Source organism: Archangium violaceum (assembly GCF_016887565.1).
GTDB classification, from domain to species: domain Bacteria; phylum Myxococcota; class Myxococcia; order Myxococcales; family Myxococcaceae; genus Archangium; species Archangium violaceum_B.
Map to the genome: position 1 here is coordinate 9,088,420 of NZ_CP069396.1, position 17,413 is coordinate 9,105,832.

The 17,413-nt window shown below is 69.4% G+C and carries 15 protein-coding genes; 10 read left to right on the forward strand and 5 right to left on the reverse strand.

The features are described 5' to 3' along the window. Positions 1–3: 3 nt before the first annotated feature. From JRI60_RS36210 to JRI60_RS36220, 3 genes are all read right to left on the reverse strand, one after another. On the reverse strand, positions 4–441 hold the full coding sequence (locus JRI60_RS36210) for a chemotaxis protein CheW (protein WP_204220482.1): 438 nt from the start codon (positions 439–441) through the stop codon (positions 4–6). A 27-nt stretch (positions 442–468) separates the two neighbouring features. Further along, positions 469–1,230 (reverse strand): OmpA family protein, encoded by a 762-nt coding sequence (locus tag JRI60_RS36215; RefSeq protein ID WP_204220483.1) that lies wholly within the window; start codon positions 1,228–1,230, stop codon positions 469–471. A 175-nt stretch (positions 1,231–1,405) separates the two neighbouring features. Next, on the reverse strand, positions 1,406–1,636 hold the full coding sequence (locus tag JRI60_RS36220; protein ID WP_204220484.1) for a hypothetical protein: 231 nt from the start codon (positions 1,634–1,636) through the stop codon (positions 1,406–1,408). Positions 1,637–1,932: 296 nt separating this feature from the next. Between JRI60_RS36220 and JRI60_RS36225 the strand changes: the two genes are divergently transcribed. From JRI60_RS36225 to JRI60_RS36235, 3 genes are all read left to right on the forward strand, one after another. Next, a complete protein-coding gene (locus tag JRI60_RS36225; RefSeq protein ID WP_204220485.1) occupies positions 1,933–4,248 on the forward strand; it encodes a PAS domain-containing sensor histidine kinase in 2,316 nt (771 codons plus the stop codon). Positions 4,249–4,553: 305 nt separating this feature from the next. Then, entirely contained in the window at positions 4,554–5,570 is a 1,017-nt protein-coding gene (locus tag JRI60_RS36230) for a class I SAM-dependent methyltransferase (RefSeq protein ID WP_204220486.1), read from the forward strand. A 125-nt stretch (positions 5,571–5,695) separates the two neighbouring features. Next, complete coding sequence (locus JRI60_RS36235) at positions 5,696–7,249, forward strand: polysaccharide lyase (protein ID WP_204220487.1); 1,554 nt, start codon at positions 5,696–5,698, stop codon at positions 7,247–7,249. 23 nt (positions 7,250–7,272) lie between these two features. Here the strand turns inward: JRI60_RS36235 and JRI60_RS36240 are convergent, their stop codons facing one another. Continuing rightward, positions 7,273–8,310 carry a LysM peptidoglycan-binding domain-containing protein gene (locus JRI60_RS36240; RefSeq protein ID WP_204220488.1) on the reverse strand — a complete coding sequence of 346 codons (1,038 nt, stop codon included), beginning with the start codon at positions 8,308–8,310 and terminating at the stop codon, positions 7,273–7,275. Positions 8,311–8,510: 200 nt separating this feature from the next. Here JRI60_RS36240 and JRI60_RS36245 point away from each other — a divergent pair, with 200 nt between their 5' ends. The 4 genes from JRI60_RS36245 (at position 8,511) to JRI60_RS36260 (ending at position 12,009) form a co-directional block, all read left to right on the forward strand. Further along, positions 8,511–9,998 (forward strand): sigma-54-dependent transcriptional regulator, encoded by a 1,488-nt coding sequence (locus JRI60_RS36245; protein WP_204220489.1) that lies wholly within the window; start codon positions 8,511–8,513, stop codon positions 9,996–9,998. A 17-nt stretch (positions 9,999–10,015) separates the two neighbouring features. After that, positions 10,016–10,390, forward strand: a complete 375-nt coding sequence (locus tag JRI60_RS36250; protein WP_239469921.1) for a DoxX family protein — start codon at positions 10,016–10,018, stop codon at positions 10,388–10,390. Positions 10,391–10,613: 223 nt separating this feature from the next. Beyond that, positions 10,614–11,504: a sigma-70 family RNA polymerase sigma factor gene (locus JRI60_RS36255; RefSeq protein WP_239469922.1), complete on the forward strand. Its 891-nt coding sequence runs from the start codon at positions 10,614–10,616 to the stop codon at positions 11,502–11,504. 85 nt (positions 11,505–11,589) lie between these two features. Beyond that, positions 11,590–12,009 (forward strand): CBS domain-containing protein, encoded by a 420-nt coding sequence (locus tag JRI60_RS36260; protein ID WP_204220492.1) that lies wholly within the window; start codon positions 11,590–11,592, stop codon positions 12,007–12,009. Here the strand turns inward: JRI60_RS36260 and JRI60_RS36265 are convergent. Continuing rightward, positions 11,993–12,520, reverse strand: coding sequence for a YkgJ family cysteine cluster protein (locus JRI60_RS36265; protein ID WP_204220493.1), 528 nt, complete (start codon positions 12,518–12,520; stop codon positions 11,993–11,995). The two genes, JRI60_RS36260 and JRI60_RS36265, sit on opposite strands and share 17 nt — an antisense overlap. A gap of 70 nt (positions 12,521–12,590) precedes the next feature. Here JRI60_RS36265 and JRI60_RS36270 point away from each other — a divergent pair, with 70 nt between their 5' ends. Genes JRI60_RS36270 through JRI60_RS36280 form a run of 3 tightly spaced genes read left to right on the forward strand, consistent with a single transcriptional unit; the run spans position 12,591 to position 17,202 of the window. After that, positions 12,591–13,469, forward strand: a complete 879-nt coding sequence (locus tag JRI60_RS36270) for an ABC transporter ATP-binding protein (protein ID WP_204220494.1) — start codon at positions 12,591–12,593, stop codon at positions 13,467–13,469. Beyond that, positions 13,466–15,322 (forward strand): ABC transporter permease, encoded by a 1,857-nt coding sequence (locus JRI60_RS36275; RefSeq protein ID WP_204220495.1) that lies wholly within the window; start codon positions 13,466–13,468, stop codon positions 15,320–15,322. The genes JRI60_RS36270 and JRI60_RS36275 overlap by 4 nt, the downstream gene beginning before the upstream one ends. Then, on the forward strand, positions 15,319–17,202 hold the full coding sequence (locus JRI60_RS36280; RefSeq protein WP_204220496.1) for an ABC transporter permease: 1,884 nt from the start codon (positions 15,319–15,321) through the stop codon (positions 17,200–17,202). Before JRI60_RS36275 ends, JRI60_RS36280 begins: the two co-directional genes overlap by 4 nt. Positions 17,203–17,413 lie beyond the last annotated feature (211 nt).

Consider the following 17,413-nt stretch of genomic DNA (forward strand, 5'->3'; position numbering starts at 1 on the left):
CGCTCAGCCTCCCTGGCTGAGGTGATCGAAGAGGCCCTCGGGGTCGATGACCGCCACGTCGCGCTGGGCGCTGCGAGCGGGCCCGCGCAGGTGCAGGTGCACCCCGTTGGCGCCCAGGGGCTCCAGGCGGCCGTCCACCTGGGACACCCCGGCCACCCGGCTGGCGGTGAGGGCCAGCGTGCCGCGCCCCAACCGCACCAGCACGGCGCGGCGGGTGGGCTCGCTCTCCCCGGACACCAGCATCCCCATGTCCACCACGGGGATGACCTCCCCGCGGTGGGCGAAGACTCCCAGCAGGTGCCCGGGAGCTCCGGGCACCCGCGTCAGCTCGGGGAAGCTGACGACTTCCGCCGCGCACTCAGCGGGCACGGCGTACCAGCTGCTGCCACAGGCAAACACGAGGTAGGACTGCCGCGTCGTCTCGGTCTCGGTCGAGGCCATTTCGCGCGCAGCCTACCTCATACCCGGCTAGCGCACGAACTCGACGCGACGGTTGGTTGCCCAGGACTCCTCGTCGGCGCCCTGCGCGGCCGGCCGGTTCTCGCCGTAGCCCACCGTCTTCAGCGAGCCGGCGGGCAGGCCCAGGTCCACCAGGTACTTCTTCACCGAGGCGGCGCGCTTCTGGGACAGCTGGAGGTTGTACTCCTCGGTGCCACGCTCGTCCGCATGCCCGGCGAGCTGGATGGTGCCCTTGACGCCAGTGCTCTTGATGCACTGGGCCAGCTCGCTCAGCCGCGTCTGGTCCTCGGAGGTGAGGGAGGCCTCGTTGAAGCCGAAGCGCAGCGGCTCCCAGTTGCACTCACCGGCCTGGGCGGCGGCGGCCACGCACTTGTTGCCCTGGCACTCCTGGCCCTCGCCGCAGTCCGTGTTGGACACGCAGGCGCCGGGAGGCAGCGCGCAGCGGCCCTTCTGGCACTCCTGGGGCGCCTGGCACGGCGTGGTGGCGCTGCACTGCGGCGCCGAGCACTTGCCGGCCTCGCAGATCTGCCCACCCTGGCACTGCTCGTCACGCGAGCACTCGGGGCCCTTCGGCACGCACTTGTTGCCCTGGCACGCGAAGCCCTCCTTGCAGTTGGCGTCGGTGGAGCACTCCTGGCAGGTGCCATTGACACAGACCTCGCCCTTCTCCTGGCAGGTCTCGTCGCTCTTGCAGTTGGGGTACGTCGGCGGACAACCAGCCAGCACCGCCACGGCGAGGGCCAGCCCCGCGACCATTGAAATCCGACGCATTCTTCCTCCAAAAAAGATGTCGTCCAACGGACGAGTCAGCCGGCCCGCGTCTAGCCCGCACTGGAACGCTGAGTCAAAGCCTTTTGGCCCCGCCGGAAGGTTCCGATTCAGGGCCACCACCGACGTGCATCGGACCGAAGCGCCTAATCCGACCCATCAGGCGGGCTTTACCCGTTCAGCGCTCGGCCTCCTTGGAGCCGACGACGGTCAGGTTCATGCCGATCTGCACCGACAGCGGCTTGCCGTCGACGGTGACGGTCGTCTTGCCGTTGATGTACCAGCCGAACGAGCCGGTCGAGAACGCCTTCACCTCGGCGATCATCTCCTGGCCGTTGATTGTCACCTTCAGCGGCTCGGCCTTCTCTTGGAACTGCGACAGCGAAACGGGACAGGGGGACTTGGCCATGGGGCGCGGAAACTAGCACTGGGAGAGCGAGCCGGGCCACAGGCGCGTAAAGGCCCGCCCCGCCCAGCATCGGCCGGCCGGGCCCCGGGCGGCCGTCCTGGAGATGGCTCATCCCACCAGACCTCCTGGCATGTCGGACTCCCCCTGGCAGGTTTTCCCCCGGAACCACCATCCTCACACCACGGGATGGAGGATGAGGGGACTGCCCGGAAGGAAGGTGCCGATTGCCCCAGAGTGTCCACGGTGTTCCTGGAGAATGGGAACCCAGGGGAGAGCGCCCGCTGGCGGAAGAAGAGGTGGAGCCAGGGCAACTGGCCCTGCTGATGCTGACGCAAGGCGAGGATGGGGCCATGTCGGGCCTGGATGCCCGGGGTCATGTCCAGCTGTGGAGCCGGAGCGCCCAGGAGCTCACCGGACATGTGGTGGCGGACGTGGTGGGCGAGCCCCTCTCGGTCCTCTACGTGCCCGACGCACGGGAGCAGGCGGAGCGGGCGCTGCGGCGCGCCGCACAGGAGGGACGCAGCGAGGAGGTGGGCTGGCGGGTGAGACGGGACGGCACCCGCTTCCGGGCCCGGCAGATCCTCACCGCCCTGCATGACCCGGATGGTCGGCTGGTCGGCTTCGCCTGTGCCCTGCGGCCCATGGAGTCCCGGGGCGAGCAGGAGGAGCGGCAGCTCAGCCACGAGCAGGCCGCGCGCGCGCGGGCCGAGGCCATCCTGGAACAGCTCGCAGATGCCTTCATCGTCGTGGACCCGGAGCAGCGGCTCACCTACGTCAACCGCCGCGCGACGGAGGTGCTGCGCTGCCCGCGAGAGCAGCTGCTCGGCCAGCGGCTGGACGAGCTGCTCCCCTCGGACGAGCCGGGCGGGCTGGTGCAGGCCACCCGTCAGCTCCTGGCCGGGCAGTCCGCCGTGGACTGCGAGCTGGACCTGGCGGGCACCTGGTTCGCCTGTCACCTCAGCACCTCGAGCGAGGGCGTCTCCATCTACCTGCGGGACGTGACGGAGCGGAAGAAGGCGGAGCAGGTGCAGAGCCGCCTCACGACCATCATCGAGGCCACCCCGGACATGGTGGGGATCGCCGACGCGCAGGGCCGGGGCCTCTACCTCAACCGCGCGGGCCGGCGCATGGTGGGACTGAGCGAGACGGACGACGCCAGCCTCTGGCGCCTGGCCTCATCGCACTCGCCCAAGGCCGCCTGGCGCCTGCTCACCGAGGGGGTGTCCACCGCGGTGCGCGAGGGCGCGTGGACGGGAGAGACGGTCCTGCGCACCCCGGATGGCCGGGAGATGCCCATCTCCCAGGTGCTGCTGGCACACCGGGACGCGAACGGCCGGCTGGAGATGCTCTCCACCATCATGCGCGACATCTCGGACCGCAAGCGCGCCGAGGAGTCGCAGCAATTCCTCTCCGACGCCAGCCGGGTGCTGGTGGCCGCGCTGGAGTACGAGGCCACGCTCCAGAGCCTGGCCCGGCTCATCGTCCCCCGCCTGGCCGACTGCTGCCTGGTGGCGATGCTCGAGGGCGATGAATTGCGCCGCGTCGCCATGGCGCACAAGGATCCAGCCCAGGAGCCGCTGCTGGCCTACCTGGAACGGCTCCCGGTGCAGCCGAACGCGGCGGTGGGCGTGCAGGCCGTGGTGCGCACCGGCAAGCCGGAGCTCGTCCCCGAGGTCACCGACGCCTTCCTCTGGGCAACGACGGACAACGACGCGTACTACTCCATCCTGCAGCAGCTCGGCTGGCGCTCGACGCTGACCATCCCGCTCGTCGCGCGCGGACGCACGCTCGGGGCCTTCATCCTCGCCTACACGAACTCGGGCCGGCGCTACGGCCCCGCGGAGCTCGTGCTGGCCGAGGCGCTCGCGGCCCGCGCCGCCCTGGCCATCGACAACGCCCGGCTCTACCGGGCGTCCCAGCGAGCCACCGAGGCCCGCGACGAGGTGCTGGCCATCGTCTCGCACGATCTGCGCAACCCCCTCAACGTCATCTCCCTGGCGGCCAGCCGCCTCCAGCGGCCCCACTCCATCGAGGACACGGAGGTGTGGCGCAAACAGCTCGAGGTCATCCGCCGCTCGGCGGATCGGGCCGTCCACCTCATCCAGGATCTGCTCGACGCGACGAAGGTGGACGCGGGGCGGTTCACGGTGGAGCGGCGCCTGGAAGAGGTCGGGGGCCTGCTGGACGAGGCCGTGGAGCTGCACCGGCCACTGGCCGAGGCCCGCTCGCTCCGGTTGGAGCGCCTGGTGGAGGACGGGCTCCCCCCGGTGATGGCGGATCGCGGCCGGGTGCTGCAGGTGTTCTCCAACCTCATCGGCAACGCCCTGCGCTTCACGCCCGCGGGAGGCAGCATCACCCTCGAGGCCAGGCGCGAGGAGCAGGCGGTGCGCATCTCGGTCGTCGACACGGGGCCGGGAATACCCTCCGAGTACCTGCCCCACCTCTTCGAGCGCTTCTGGCAGGCGAAGGAGGGAGCGCGGGAGGGAGCGGGGCTGGGACTGCCCATCGCCCGTGGAATCGTCGAGGCCCATGGCGGCCGCATCGACGTGGCGAGCACTCCAGGACACGGCAGCACCTTCTCCTTCACCCTGCCGGTGGCGGAGCCGATTTGAAGGATCCGGGCACCGGCGTGGGATGAAATCACCGCGCCGGTGCCGCTTTCTTCAAAGAACGGGAAGTCCCCTTCAATCACAGGCGTCTATTACTAGCCGCGCCAATGCCAGGCATCCTGGCGGTGAGCGTGACGGGCGGCGGTAGCAACGACTCCTCTCGCTCCCCCGTATGCCAGACGAAGCTCGGGACGAGCCTCTCATCGGGCCCAGGGACAGCCACGAGGCGGACCTTCACGCTCCGTGATTCGCGATGCATACCTTAGAGGTTTTGCCCTTCAGCATGTAGAGACCCGGGAGAGACGGACATGCAAGAGTTCATCCGAGTGGAAGGCGTGGAGCGGGGAGACCATGAGGTCGGACTGGTCGAGCAGCGGCCATTGGGCCTCCTGGGGGATGGGTGGGCCTTCCATCGGAATGGGCTGGACCAGGCCTGTGACGCGCTCGCGCGTGGCGAGGCCCGGAGGGGCATGCAGCTCCTGTTCTCCACGCTGGGACATGCGCGCTCCGTGCTGGATGGCGAGGACTGGAAACAGTTCTGCCGCGCCTGTCTCACGCACCCGCTCCGGGAGCTCGTGCACCAGGATCCCATCGCCCGCCGCAGCTTCGCGAGACCGCGAGGCTACGCGGGAGACGCGGTGCTCCTCGATCTCATGTACCAGACCGAGATGCCGGAGCGGGCCCGCGCCTCGAAGCTGGGACAGGAGCTCTGCCAGTTCATGTACGAGCAGCCGAGTGCCGTCAGCCTCCGCGGGAGGAGGGACCTGCTGGCCCGGCGGATCAACGAGCTCTCGGAGGATGTCTCGGACGCACGCGTCCTCTCGCTGGCCTGCGGACACCTGCGGGAAGCCCACCTCTCCCAGGCCGTGCGAGAGCGGCGGCTCGGCCGGTTCCTGGCGGTCGATCAGGATCCGAAGAGCCTGGCGGTGGTCCAGCGCGAGCTGGTGCCGCTCGGTGTCGAGGCGATCCCCGGCTCCGTGAAGGCGGTGCTGAAGGGGCAGCTGGCCTTCTCCGACCTGGACTTCATCTACGCGGCGGGCCTCTACGACTACCTGCCCCAGTCCATCGCCATCCGGCTGACCCGGCTGCTCTTCTCGATGCTGCGCCCCGGCGGAAAGCTGCTGCTGGCCAACTACGTCGACACCACCTTCGACGCCGGCTGCAAGGCCTACATGGAAGCCTTCATGGACTGGTGGCTCATCTACCGGGATGAGCACGAGGTGCGCGAGTGGCTCCAGGACATCCCCCGGAGCGAGCTGGCCACCCACCGGCTCTTCCGGGACGAGGTCGGCAACCTCATCTACCTCGAGGCCGTGCGCCGCTGAGACTGCGGGCCGTCACCCTCCTGGAGGAGGTGGATGTTCCGCCGCGAACCGGAGCGTCGTTCCCACGCGAGGGTTGTTTCATTCTCTGCACGTGCGGAGATTCGAGGCGGGGGGAGGGAACCGGCATGCGGCCATGGAAGCGAGGTGGGTGGACGTTGCTGGTGAGCCTGGTGCTGGCGTTGCTGCCGGGCACCAGCCGGGCCGCGTTCGACCTGGGCGATGCGTGCAGGCTGGTGGACTTCCCGAAGGGAAACAAGAAGCTCCGCAAACCTCCCCAGTGGTTCATGGCGCAGATCGCGGACAGGGATCGGCTCGAGCTGGTCACCGACCCGGGAAAGCGGCCCCCCGGCTATCCGTGCGCGTTCAAGTTCACCGTCAAACCGGGCGACAGGCCCGTGGGCGGAAGCGAGCGCGCGGAGCTGTCCCAAAGCGATGTGACCCCCCTGGGCGAAGGCACGGAGCTCTACTACCGCTGGAGCACGATGTTCGATCCGTCGACCCTGCCCGAGGGGCCCGAGAAGGAGAAGATCAAGAGTCTGGTCTTCACCCAGTGGCACCACACGGGGAAGAGGCCCTCGGAGATCTCGGGCGCGCCGCCCATGGCGCTCGAGGTTCGCAAGCGCAAACCGCGGGAGGGGGGTGGATACTTCCTGGCGCTCATCGTCCGCCAGCATGGCAACCATGACGCGCCCCCGCTCTGGACCCACCCGGTGGAGCCCGGGAAATGGTACGACTTCACGGTCCACGTCCGGCTCTCCACCGGGAAGAACGGGCTCGTCGAGCTGTGGTGCAACGGCGAGCACTTCCGGAAGGACAACATCCAGACGCTGTATCCGGGGACTCCCTACGTCTATGTGAAACAGGGGTTGTACCGGAACAACGGCATCGGAACGGTCAACGTCGTCTACCACTCCCCGATGTTGACGGGCTCCACCCTGGAGCAGGTGCGGAGCGGCGCTCCCCTTCCACCCCCGCCACCACCCACCGAGGAAAAACCGGAGGCCCCCGCTCCAGGCACTCCTACCCCGGCCTGGAGCGGCGACTTCTCCACCGGAGACCTGTCCCAATGGACCAAGGTCCAGAGCCAGGATCAGCGCCCGGGCACGGAGCGGGTGAAGGTCGAGGGAATGCCGGCCCCGCTGGGCGGGCTGAAGCACGCGGCGAGGTTCACCGTCCTCCCCGGGGACAAGGTCGAGAACGGAAACCGGAGCCAGGTGCTCCGGTCGGATGTCCTCCAGAAGGAGGGCAGCGAGGCCTTCTACGGGTGGGCCACGTTCTTCCCCCAGGACTACCCCTCGACGCCCGAATGGCAGGTGCTGGTCTCCTGGACTCCCATCTCCGGAGCCACCGCGGCTCCGGTGGTGCTCGAGACCCGGGGCGACCGCATCCAACTCCGGCTCAGCTCCAGGAACGAGCCGCTGTGGAGCGCGCCGCTCCAGCGTGGGAGCTGGCAGCGGTTCGTCATCCACCTCGGGTTCTCGGAGCAGCCCACCCAGGGCTTCGTCGAGCTGTGGCACAACGACCAGCAGGTGCTTGCCCGGACTCCCGCGCGGACCGGCACCGACGTGTACATCAAGCTCGGGTTGAACCGGGCGCCGAACATCACGGTGCCCAGCACCGTGTTTCACACGGGAATGAAGCGGGGCAACACCCGGGAGGAGGTTGCCCCACTGCCGTAGCCCGGCGCAGGGGGAACCGTGCATCAGGTCAGCACGCCGAGCGCGCGTTTGTAGTACGCCTCGCGGCTGGCGAGCCCGTTGTAACCGCCGTTGATGCGGCGGGTGACCTCACGGAAGTTGCCCGCATCCGCGTAGGTGTTGAGCTTGCGGCTGTTCCAGAACCAGGCCGCGGTACGGAAGCCCACGTCCGGGTCGGCGGCGCGGGTCGGGTTGTTCTCCAGGTCGATGCCCAGCGCCTTGCCCGCGGCACGGTAGTTGGAGCGGCCGGTGAGCTGGATGGGGCCACGGCCCTTGAAGCGCTTGCCGTCCCCCGGCCGTGTGTTGCCCAGGTCCTTGCGGCCCTCGTAGGCGGCACCGGAGGCGATCTCCTCCATGTAACGGAACTCGCCGCTCTCGTGGGCCAGCTGCGCGAGGAAGGCGGCCCGGCGCTTGGAGGTGTTGATGCTGGCCTCGGCCATGGCCTTGTTGAGGTGAGGCAGGTACTGCCCGGCCTTGGCTTGCGAGAGGTTGGGCATGATCTTGCGCAGTTGCGCGAGCGACACGCCGCCCTGGGTGCCGGGCACGGAGGGGCCGGGGCTGGTGGAGCCGCCGATCCTGGCACCGAGCTTCTTGAAGGCGGCGCGCGTCTTGGGCCCGTAATAGCCAGTGGCGGGCACACCATGAGCGGCCTGGAACGCCTTGAGCGCCACCTCGGTCCTGGGACCGAAGGTGCCCGGGCCCGTGTTCATCTCCGCTTGGGTGAGGTGGCCCGCCTTCACCAGGGCACGCTGGAGCAACTCGACGTCGTTGCCGCCAGCACCCTCCTTCAGGTCACCCGCGGGCAGGGTCAGTCCCGCCATGAGGCCACTGCTCGCCGAGGGTGTGCTCGGGCGGCTGGTGGGACGGCCACCCGGTGAGGGGCGAGGCTTCTCGATGCTGTCGGGGACGGTCAGCTTCTGCCCGACCGTGATGCGACTGGGGTCCTGGATGCCGTTGTCCCGGGCGAGCCTGGCAACGGTGGTGTGGAACTTCTTGGCGAGGGCCGACAAGGTGTCCCCGCTGCGAACGGAGTAGGTGCTCACGGTGGGCCTCCTCTGAGTCCAAAGAGTCCATGGAGAAGGAGGGCCCCTGGAGCGGATGTGACGTGCGCTCGCCGTCCGTCTCCTCCCTCTCCGAGCGGATGTAGGACAAATCTGTACCCCCTTCGGAGTCGCCTCGGAGTGAACGGCCTGGGGCCCCGCGGCCCTTGAACGGCCAGCGGATTTCCGGAACGGTGCGCCCCATGCCCGCCACCGTCCTCATCGTCGATGACGAGAAGAACATCCTCCTGACCCTCCAGACGTCGCTGCAGCTGGCGGGCTACCGCACGGAGCTGGCGGCCAGCGGCCAGGTGGCCCTGGACGTGGTGTCCGCGCGCCCGGTGGACGTGGTGTTGATGGACGTGAAGATGCCGGACATGGACGGACTGACGGTCCTGGGCCGGCTGATGGAGAGCAAGCCGGAGCTGCCCGTCATCATGATGTCCGGGCACGGCACCATCGACACGGCGGTGAAGGCCACGCAGCTGGGGGCGCGGGACTTCCTGGAGAAGCCCATCGCCCGCGACCGGCTGCTGGTGGCGCTGCGCAACGCGCTCAAGCACCAGGCGGTCATGGAGGAGCTGCGCGCGCTGCGCGCGGAGGTGGGCCGCTACGACATGGTGGGCAATGGCCCGGCCATGCAGCGCATCTTCTCGCTCATCCAGCGCACGGCGCCCTCCGAGGGCCGCGTGCTCATCACCGGCGAGAACGGCACCGGCAAGGAGCTCATCGCCCGGGCGCTGCACCAGAACTCGAAGCGCAAGAGCGGGCCCTTCGTGAAGCTCAACTGCGCGGCGGTGCCGCACGAGCTCATCGAGAGCGAGCTGTTCGGCCACGAGAAGGGGGCCTTCACCGGCGCGGTGAGCGTGCGCCGGGGCAAGTTCGAGCTGGCCCACGAGGGCACGCTCTTCCTGGACGAGATTGGCGACATGCCCCAGGCCATGCAGGCCAAGCTGCTGCGCGTGCTGCAGGAGGGCGAGCTGGAGCGGGTGGGCGGCACGGAGACGCTCAAGGTGGACGTGCGCGTCATCGCCGCGACGAACAAGAACCTGGAGAAGGAGATCGAAGCGGGGCGGTTCCGCGAGGACCTCTACTACCGCATCAACGTGGTGCAGATTCACTCGCCGCCCCTGCGCGAGCGGCGGGAGGACCTGCCCGCGCTGATCGACGCCTTCCTGAAGGAGGCCTGTGCGCGCAACGGGCGCCGGCCGCTGTCGCTGTCTCCGGAGGCGCTGGCGGTGATGGCCGCCTATGACTACCCGGGCAACGTACGGGAGCTGCGCAACCTGGTGGAGCGGCTGGCCATCCTCTGCGAGGGCCCCATCGTCGCCGGATACGAGGCCGCCGAGCTGTTGCCGCGCGGCAGGGGCACCGTGCCGGCACCGCCTCCCGCCGATGCCTCCGCGCCGCGAGCCCCTTCACCCGCGATTCCCGCCGCGGCTCCGGTGGCTCCCGCGCCGCCGGCCCCCGCCACCGGCTTCCGGCCCCGGGTGGACCGTACCTTCCGCGAGCAGGTGGAGGACGCCGAGCGGGAGATCATCCTGCACACGCTCTCGCATACGCAGGACAACGTCACCGAGGCAGCGCGGCTGCTCGATCTCGAGCGCGGCCACTTTTACAAGAAGATGAAGGCCCTGGGCATCCGCCGCGGCGCGGAGAAGGACTCGGCCTCCGGCGGGGGTGAATCATGATGGGCTCGCGAGGAGGCATGTTGGGCTGGACGGTGGTGCGGGTGGTGTTCGGCCTGACGCTGGCATTGCTCCATGGGCTTCCGAAGGTGACGGGAGGTGTGGAGCAGTTCGCCAGGGGCGTCGCGGCGCTCGGCTTCCCCTACCCCACCTTCTTCGCCTGGTGCGCGGCACTGGCGGAGCTGGTGGGCGGCCTGCTGGTGGCGGTGGGCCTCTTCACCCGGCCGGCGGCGGCCTTCGCGGGCTTCACCATGATGGTGGCGCTCTACCGCCACCGGGTGGATCCGTTCGCACGCATGGAGCTGGCGCTGCTCTACTTCTCGGTGATGCTCGCGGCCGTGCTCATCGGCGCGGGCCCCCTCAGCCTCGACGCGAAGGTGCGCCACCGCGCCTGACGCCGCACCTTCTGCGTCCAGCCACACGCGGGCGTGCAGGATTTGCGGACGACGAGAGGCACCTCCCGGAGGAGCAGCAACTCGCACGCTTGCTGCATCACGGCGGCGGCGGTCGCAGATCGACCGTGACTCGCTGGGAGGTGCCCGCATGCCGCCGGACCACCACTTCCGCCCTGCCCGACTCGCGCGGTCGTCGAGGTCTCACCGCTCCCACCGGGGAGAGATGACACCGGGTGACCGGGTGCTGCTCGATACCTGGCTGGCGGAGGTGAGGCGCCATCCCCTCCTGTCCCGGGAGGAGGAGACCGCGCTCGCCCGGCGGTTCCGGGAATACGGTGACACGAAGGCCCGGGCCCGGTTGGTGGCCTCGAACCTGCGGCTGGTGGTGAAGCTGGCGCGCGAGCACCACCGCCCGCCCCTGCTCCTGATGGACCTCATCCAGGAGGGCAACCTCGGCCTCGTCCTCGCCGTGGAGCGCTTCCAACCCGAGCGCGGCGTGCGGCTGTGCACCTATGCCGCCTGGTGGATCCGCGCCTACCTGCTGCGCTCCATCATCGAGAACTGGCGGCTGGTGAAGCTGGGGACCACGGACGTGCAGCGCAAACTCTTCTTCCGGATGCGCGAGGAGGAAGGGCGCCTGCTCGCCTCGGGTCAGGAGGCGACCCCTCGATTGCTCGCCGCGCGGCTGGGCGTCACCGAGCAGGACGTCGTCGAGATGGATCAGCGGCTGCGCCAGGACGAGGTCCGGCTCGATGCCACCGCCGAGGATGACAAGGGCCGCCCGGTTCCGGGGCGGGCGTTGCCCTCGGGAGCGCCAACCGTGGACGAGGAGCTGGGGCAGCGGGAGCTCACGCGCTGGTTCCAGGAGAAGGCCCATGCCTTCGCCCGCGAGGTGCGCGACGAGCGAGAGCGCTACATCCTGGAGCACAGGTTGCTGGCCGAGGAGCCGGAGACGCTGAAGACCATCGGCGACCACTTCCGGGTCAGCCGCGAGCGGGCGCGACAGGTGGAGGCCGGGTTGCTCGCCAGCATGCGGGAGTACCTCCACGAGCGGATGCCGGACTTCGCGTGGCTGGGCCCGACCTCCGCGCCCGAGCTGCCAGCGCCGACCTGACGCCGGGGCGGCACGCAGGGGCATGGGCGTTGCACATGAGCAGCGAGGAGCGAACGGGGCACGTGCGGCCCCGAGGAGAGGTCGGATGCGAATCAGCGAGCTGATGACGAAGGACCTGGAGACGATCGAAGCGGATGCACCGTTGCGCCTGGCGGCCGAGCGGATGCGCTCGTTCGGCATCGGTGCGCTGCCCGTCATGGACGGAGATCAGCTCGTGGGGATGCTGACGGACCGGGACATCACCGTGCGCGCGACGGCGGCGGGCAAGGACCCGAACCGCACGCCCGTGCGCGAGGCGATGACCCATACCGTCATCACCTGCGACGCGGACGCTCCCCTCTCCGAGGCCGAGCACCTGATGGAGGAGAAGGCGGTGAGACGCCTGGTGGTGCTCGACACGTACAAGAAGCCGGTGGGCCTCATCAGCCTGGATGACCTGGCCACGGTGCCGGGCGAGGCGAAGCACACGGGCGAGGTGCTCCGGGAGCTCAACACCCCGCAGTAGGGTGGGCCTCGAACCACTCGAAGAGAGAGAGGGTGCCGCCACTGAGCCGCGCCAGGGTCTCCTCCAGGGAGTCCTGGTTGCCCCAGAGGATGTCTCCGTCCCCGTGCTGGTCGAGCAGCCCGCGGATGAGGTGGCACCAGTTGCCCGTGCCCCGGCTCAGGTAGAAGCCATACGTGCGGCAGAGCAGGGGCCGGTGCGCGTACACCCGGCAACCCCCGGACTCGCGGTCGAGGAACGGGCAGGTGTAGGGACGCTCCGTGCCGGACAGCTCGGCCACACGGGCGCGGATCTCCGCCTGGGCTTCCGGTGACAGGGCCTGGAAGCCCTCCCAGAGGTACGTCCACTCCCACCGGGTGACGGTCAGCGGCGCCGCCAGGTGGCGGCAACAGTGATCGCAGCCCTTGCGGCAGGGCCACCAGGCATGGCTCCCCGTGGTGGACGAGACCCGCTCGTCGATGCGCCGGTAGAGGGCTTCCAGTGTCTCCCGTTGGTCACCTGTGAGTGGCTCCATGGTGGAAGGCATTCTGCGGCCTGGTACTCGGAACGGGGTAGCGGTTCGAGCCCTGATAGAGTCCCGCCCCATGTCCGAGGTCCTCCTCCGTACCCATGGGCTCACCCGTTCGTTCGACCAATTCAAGGCCGTGGATGGGGTGGACCTCGAGCTGCGGCGCGGCGAGGTCTACGGCTTCCTCGGCCGCAACGGCGCGGGGAAGACGACCACGCTGCGCATGTTGATGGGCATCCTCCGCCCGGACCGGGGGGAGATCGAGCTGATGGGCCAGCGCGTCCGCCGGGTGCGCGCGGCCCAGAAGCAGCGGCTCGGCTACGTGTCGCAGGAGCAGGTCTTCTATCCCTGGATGACGGCGCTGGAGCTCGGGCGGTTCGTCTCCGGCTTCTACCCGGACTGGGATGACGCGGCGTTCCGGCGGCTCCTCCGGGTGCTGGACGTACCCGAGGATCGCAAGGCCGCGCAGCTCTCCGGAGGAACGCGGATGAAGCTGGGGCTGGCGCTCGCCCTGGCGCACCGCCCGCCGCTGTTGATCCTCGACGAGCCCACCGCCGGGTTGGATCCGGTGGCGCGGCGCGAGTTCCTCGACATCCTCCGCGAGCAGGTCCGGCGCGAGGGACAGACCGCGCTCTTCTCGTCCCACCTCGTCGGCGAGCTGGAGGAGGTGGCGCACCGCATCGGTATCCTCCACGAGGGCCGGCTGCGCTATCAGGGGAGCCTCGACACGCTGCGCCAGTCGGTCCGGAGGGTGGTGCTGGAAGCGCCACCGGAGCAGCTCCCTCCGGGCCTCTCACTCGTGAGACGCGAGCTCCTGCCGGAAGGACGCGAGGCCCGGGTGCTCTTCGGCGAACCGGAGGCCTGGACGGCCAGTGCCTTCGCCCCCGAGGCGGTGGAGTCCCTCTCGCTCGAGCACATCTTCCTCGCCTACGCGCGGCGGTCGGACGAGTCATGACCTGGGCCCTCCTGCGCAAGGAGTGGCGCGAGCATCGGGGCTCGTGGCTCCTCCTCAACCTCTTCTTCGGGGCCCTGCTGGTCCTCTTCCTGGTGGGAGAGGCGCGCTACTCGAGGAGGGGCAGCCTGTTCGAGCTGCTCCGGATGTCCTCCATCCTCCTGGCCACCGTGGGAGCCCTCTTCGTGGCCCACCGTCTGGTGGTGCGCGAGTACGGCCAGCGGACCCAGCTCTTCCTCGAGTCACTTCCGCTCTCGCGCACGCGGATCCTCGCCACCAAGCTGGTGCTCGGGGCGGCGGTGCTGCTGCTCCCGCTCGCATTGAACCTGCTCGTCCTCGGGAGCCGAGCGCGAGCGTACGAGGACGTCTCCCTCCGCTTCCTGCTCGTCCTGGTGATGCGGGCGGGGACCCCGGTGCTGCTGGGCTGGGTCTTCTTCGCGCTCGCCGGGCTGCTCGGCCGCTACCGCACGCCCCTCTTCATCTTCCTGACCATCGCCCTGTTCGCGGTGGACCACCTCACCGAGTTCAATTTCTCCCAGGCGGGGCCCTTCGCGCTGCTCGGCGCGGACTTCGCCTTCGAGCGCCACCGCATCCCCTGGAACCATCTCGGTCCGTGCTGGGCCCTCACGGTGGTGATGGTGGCCCTCTGCTTCGCGCTGGTCCTCTACGAGGATGGGACGCTGGCCGAGCTGCTCTCCCAGCGGATGAGCCACCGGGAGAAGGTGTTCATCGCGTGTGTCTTCGTCGGGCTCTTCGCGGTCATCTCGATGATGGATGAGGAGAAGCAACGCAAGCCCTTCGCCCTGCACACGGCGGAGCAGGCCAGCGTGAAGGGCTCGGCCCTCCAGGTGGCGCCCGGGGTGGGGTTCTCGCGAGAGCAGGCGCGGAAGATGGCGGAGCGGCTCGCGGGAGACCTGTCCGCGCTGAGTGACTACCTCGGGCTCGAACAGCTTCCGGCCGTGGCGGTGATGCCCATCCGCGAGCTGGATGCCGACGTGTTCCAGCGCGCGAAGCTCGAGAAGGCCGATGGGGTGGTCGTCCGGGCCAACCTCGCGGACCCGGGCTTCGACCTGCGCGCCTTCGAGTCCTTCCTCTTCCGCGAGGTGCTCATCCGGGCCAGCGAGGGCACCGTGCTGCGAGAGGAGCGCCAGTGGTTGCTCGATGGCTTCACCACCTGGTGGGCGAACCGGGACGAGGAGGATCCACGGCTGTCGCCGAGGGCCGCGGTGGCCTCGCGAGAGGACTTCGACGCCCGGAGCTGGTTGAGCACACGGGAGCGCCTCGGGCCCTGTCTGGCGGGGGCGTTGGCCACCCGGGGCGTGCTGACGCTGCGTGGACAGTTGGGTGAGCCCGCCTTCCGGACGCTGATGCAACGCACCCTGGCTCGAGCGCCGGGAACGGGCCTCTGGGGGCTCTGGCAGGAGCCACGTCTGGACGCGCTGCTGCATGAGCTGGGCAAGACCTCCGAGGAGGAGTTGTCGAAGCGCTGGCGCGAGGCACTCCAGCGGGACCGGGAGGCGCGGGCGGACCTGGTGCGGAACCTGTCCCGGCTGCAGCCGTCCCTCACGCTGGTGAGGGAGTCGGAGGAGACCTTCCGGCTGGAGCACACGCTCTCGGAGGAGGGCCGGACGGAGCCCACCGGGAAATACGCGCTCCTCTACAGCGAGCTCGAGCCATTCGAGAACGAGGTGGCCCACCATGAGCTCTCCCGGCAGGACGCGGTGGGCTCCAGCCAGGCCGCGGTGCTACCGCACGGTCTGGTGAAGGGCGAGCGGTGGCTCTTCGTGCTTCAGGTGGAGTCCGAGCCGCTCGGGTGCCCCATCCGCCTGCTGGCGGAACGGAAGGAGATCCGATGATCCGCCCGCTCGTGTCCAAGGAGCTGCGCGATCAGCGGCCGTTCCTCTGGCTCGCCCTGTTCTTCCTGGCGCTCGACGTGCTCTCGACCCTGTGGACCGAGGCACTGGGGCTCTCGCCCTACGAGGCGACCTTCGACGTCCAGTTCAAGCTGGATGGCAACCTGTCCATGCTGACGTTCATCCTCGCCTTCGCGCTGGGCAGTGGCCTGCTCGTGCGCGAGCAGGATGACCGGACGCTGGAGTTCCTGGATGCACTGCCCACTTCGCGGTGGAGCCTCTTCTGGGTGAAGCTGCTCGTCGCGCTCGCCACCGTGCTGGTGTACCCGCTCGGGACGAGCCTGTGGATGATCGGCCAGCACGCGCTCTCCGCCACCTCGCTCGACCCGGGTCTGCACCTGGATGTGATGGCCGTGGGCACGGTGCTGCGGGTGGTACAGGCGCTCACGGTGCTCGCGCTCGCACTGGCCCTGGCACCGCTGCGGCGGCTCTGCTGGACGGCGCTGGCGGTGCTGATGTTGAGCCAGTCGCTCCTCGAGGAGCGGATGCCCTGGCTGTCCGCCCTCAACCCGTTGCGCCTCACGGAGCCACGATTCGAGGGTCTGTATTGGCGCTGGCCCGTGAAGGCGCTGGGCCTCCAGCTCTCCGTGGCCTGCGTGCTGCTCGCCCTGGCGCTGGCGCAGTTCCTCGGCATGGGGGAGCGGCTCGTCGCCTCCATCCTGCGGCGGCTCCAGGGCTCGTGGATGGGGACGCTGGCCACCGTGGCCACCATCGGATTGTTCCTCGCGACCTTCGCCTTCTGGGCCAGGGACGACGACCCGGAGGAAAGGAGCGGCGGAGAGAAACCCCGGGTACGGTTCCCCACCACCGCCACCGCGCAGGCGGCGACCCGGCACTACCAGTTCACCTACCCCGCCAGTCAGAGGAAGCGCACCGAGCCGCTCGTGGGCGGGGCGGATGGTGTCTTCGATCAGGTGCGCACCTTCCTGGGCGTGGAGGAGGGGGTGCCCATCCGAGCGGATCTCGGCGGGAGCACACGACACACCGCGGGCACCGCGTACTGGAACACGCTGAGGATGAACCTCACCGGGCTCTCGAGCCCCGAGGAGGCGCTCGCCGTGCTCGGACACGAGACGACGCATGTGCTCGCCCAGCGCATCACCGGACCCGAGGCCGCCCCGCGTCTGTCGAGCATGAATCTGCTCAGCGAGGGATTGGCCGCCTATGTGGAGTACCGGCTCTTCCGAGCGCCTGGAGCGGAGGAGGAGTACCAGCTGATCGCCGCGGCGGCCCGAGCCCGGCGCGAGGTGAAGACCGAGGAGTTGCTCGAGCCGGAGAAGCTCGCGGCCGAGCGGGACGAGAACCAAGTGTACCCGTTGGGGAGGGCCTTCATCGAAGTGCTCGTGCGGAGGCATGGAGACGGAGCGCCAGCGCGAGTCCTCGCGGCGCTCGGGAGGAAGGACGCGCCCGAGAATCTCGACGGCACGCTGGCGTGGCAGGACGCCTTCCAGACGGCGGGCATCGACCTGTCCCAGGTGTTCGACGACTTCTTCGCCTACCTGGACGAGCAGGCGGAGCGACGACGCCAGGTCATCAACTCACTCCCGCGCCCGCGAGGGGCACTGGAGCGGGACGAAGAGGGACAGGTGGGCATCCGGGCCATCGTGGACGGGACGCTCCCCGAGGGCTGGGAGGTGGTCTGCCGTTTCCGCCCGGAGGAGAAGGCCAACCACCACGCGTTCGATGGGCCCTACTCTGGAGTCGGCCCTCACTGGCGGGATGCCTCGGACATCTCGGGAGGTCAGCTCTGGTACCAGTTCGGGCTCAAGGGCCCGCGAGGGCTGGTGCTCTATGAGCCCTGGACGATGGTGCGGGTGGAATAGTGGAGTGTCCACGAGGTCAATTGGACAGGATCCGCGGGGCCGTGGATGTCCCCTCTCCCTCTGGGAGAGGGCTAGGGTGAGGGTCTTTTGCCTGGACTGTGTGGCTCCAGGGACCCCAGTACACAGGGCGACGATGAGACACCCACGTGCCGCGATATGAGTCGGGGGCGGGGAACACGCGGGTGAAAACCCTCACCCCCCGCCCTCTCCC

Excerpts from the sequence above, each read along its gene's own strand:
- JRI60_RS36210 (WP_204220482.1), bottom strand. The coding sequence starts at position 441 with ATGGCCTCGACCGAGACCGAGACGACGCGGCAGTCCTACCTCGTGTTT.
- JRI60_RS36215 (WP_204220483.1), bottom strand. The coding sequence starts at position 1,230 with ATGCGTCGGATTTCAATGGTCGCGGGGCTGGCCCTCGCCGTGGCGGTG.
- JRI60_RS36220 (WP_204220484.1), bottom strand. The coding sequence starts at position 1,636 with ATGGCCAAGTCCCCCTGTCCCGTTTCGCTGTCGCAGTTCCAAGAGAAG.
- JRI60_RS36230 (WP_204220486.1), top strand. The coding sequence starts at position 4,554 with ATGCAAGAGTTCATCCGAGTGGAAGGCGTGGAGCGGGGAGACCATGAG.
- JRI60_RS36235 (WP_204220487.1), top strand. The coding sequence starts at position 5,696 with ATGCGGCCATGGAAGCGAGGTGGGTGGACGTTGCTGGTGAGCCTGGTG.
- JRI60_RS36245 (WP_204220489.1), top strand. The coding sequence starts at position 8,511 with ATGCCCGCCACCGTCCTCATCGTCGATGACGAGAAGAACATCCTCCTG.
- JRI60_RS36250 (WP_239469921.1), top strand. The coding sequence starts at position 10,016 with ATGTTGGGCTGGACGGTGGTGCGGGTGGTGTTCGGCCTGACGCTGGCA.
- JRI60_RS36255 (WP_239469922.1), top strand. The coding sequence starts at position 10,614 with ATGACACCGGGTGACCGGGTGCTGCTCGATACCTGGCTGGCGGAGGTG.
- JRI60_RS36260 (WP_204220492.1), top strand. The coding sequence starts at position 11,590 with ATGCGAATCAGCGAGCTGATGACGAAGGACCTGGAGACGATCGAAGCG.
- JRI60_RS36265 (WP_204220493.1), bottom strand. The coding sequence starts at position 12,520 with ATGGAGCCACTCACAGGTGACCAACGGGAGACACTGGAAGCCCTCTAC.
- JRI60_RS36270 (WP_204220494.1), top strand. The coding sequence starts at position 12,591 with ATGTCCGAGGTCCTCCTCCGTACCCATGGGCTCACCCGTTCGTTCGAC.
- JRI60_RS36275 (WP_204220495.1), top strand. The coding sequence starts at position 13,466 with ATGACCTGGGCCCTCCTGCGCAAGGAGTGGCGCGAGCATCGGGGCTCG.
- JRI60_RS36280 (WP_204220496.1), top strand. The coding sequence starts at position 15,319 with ATGATCCGCCCGCTCGTGTCCAAGGAGCTGCGCGATCAGCGGCCGTTC.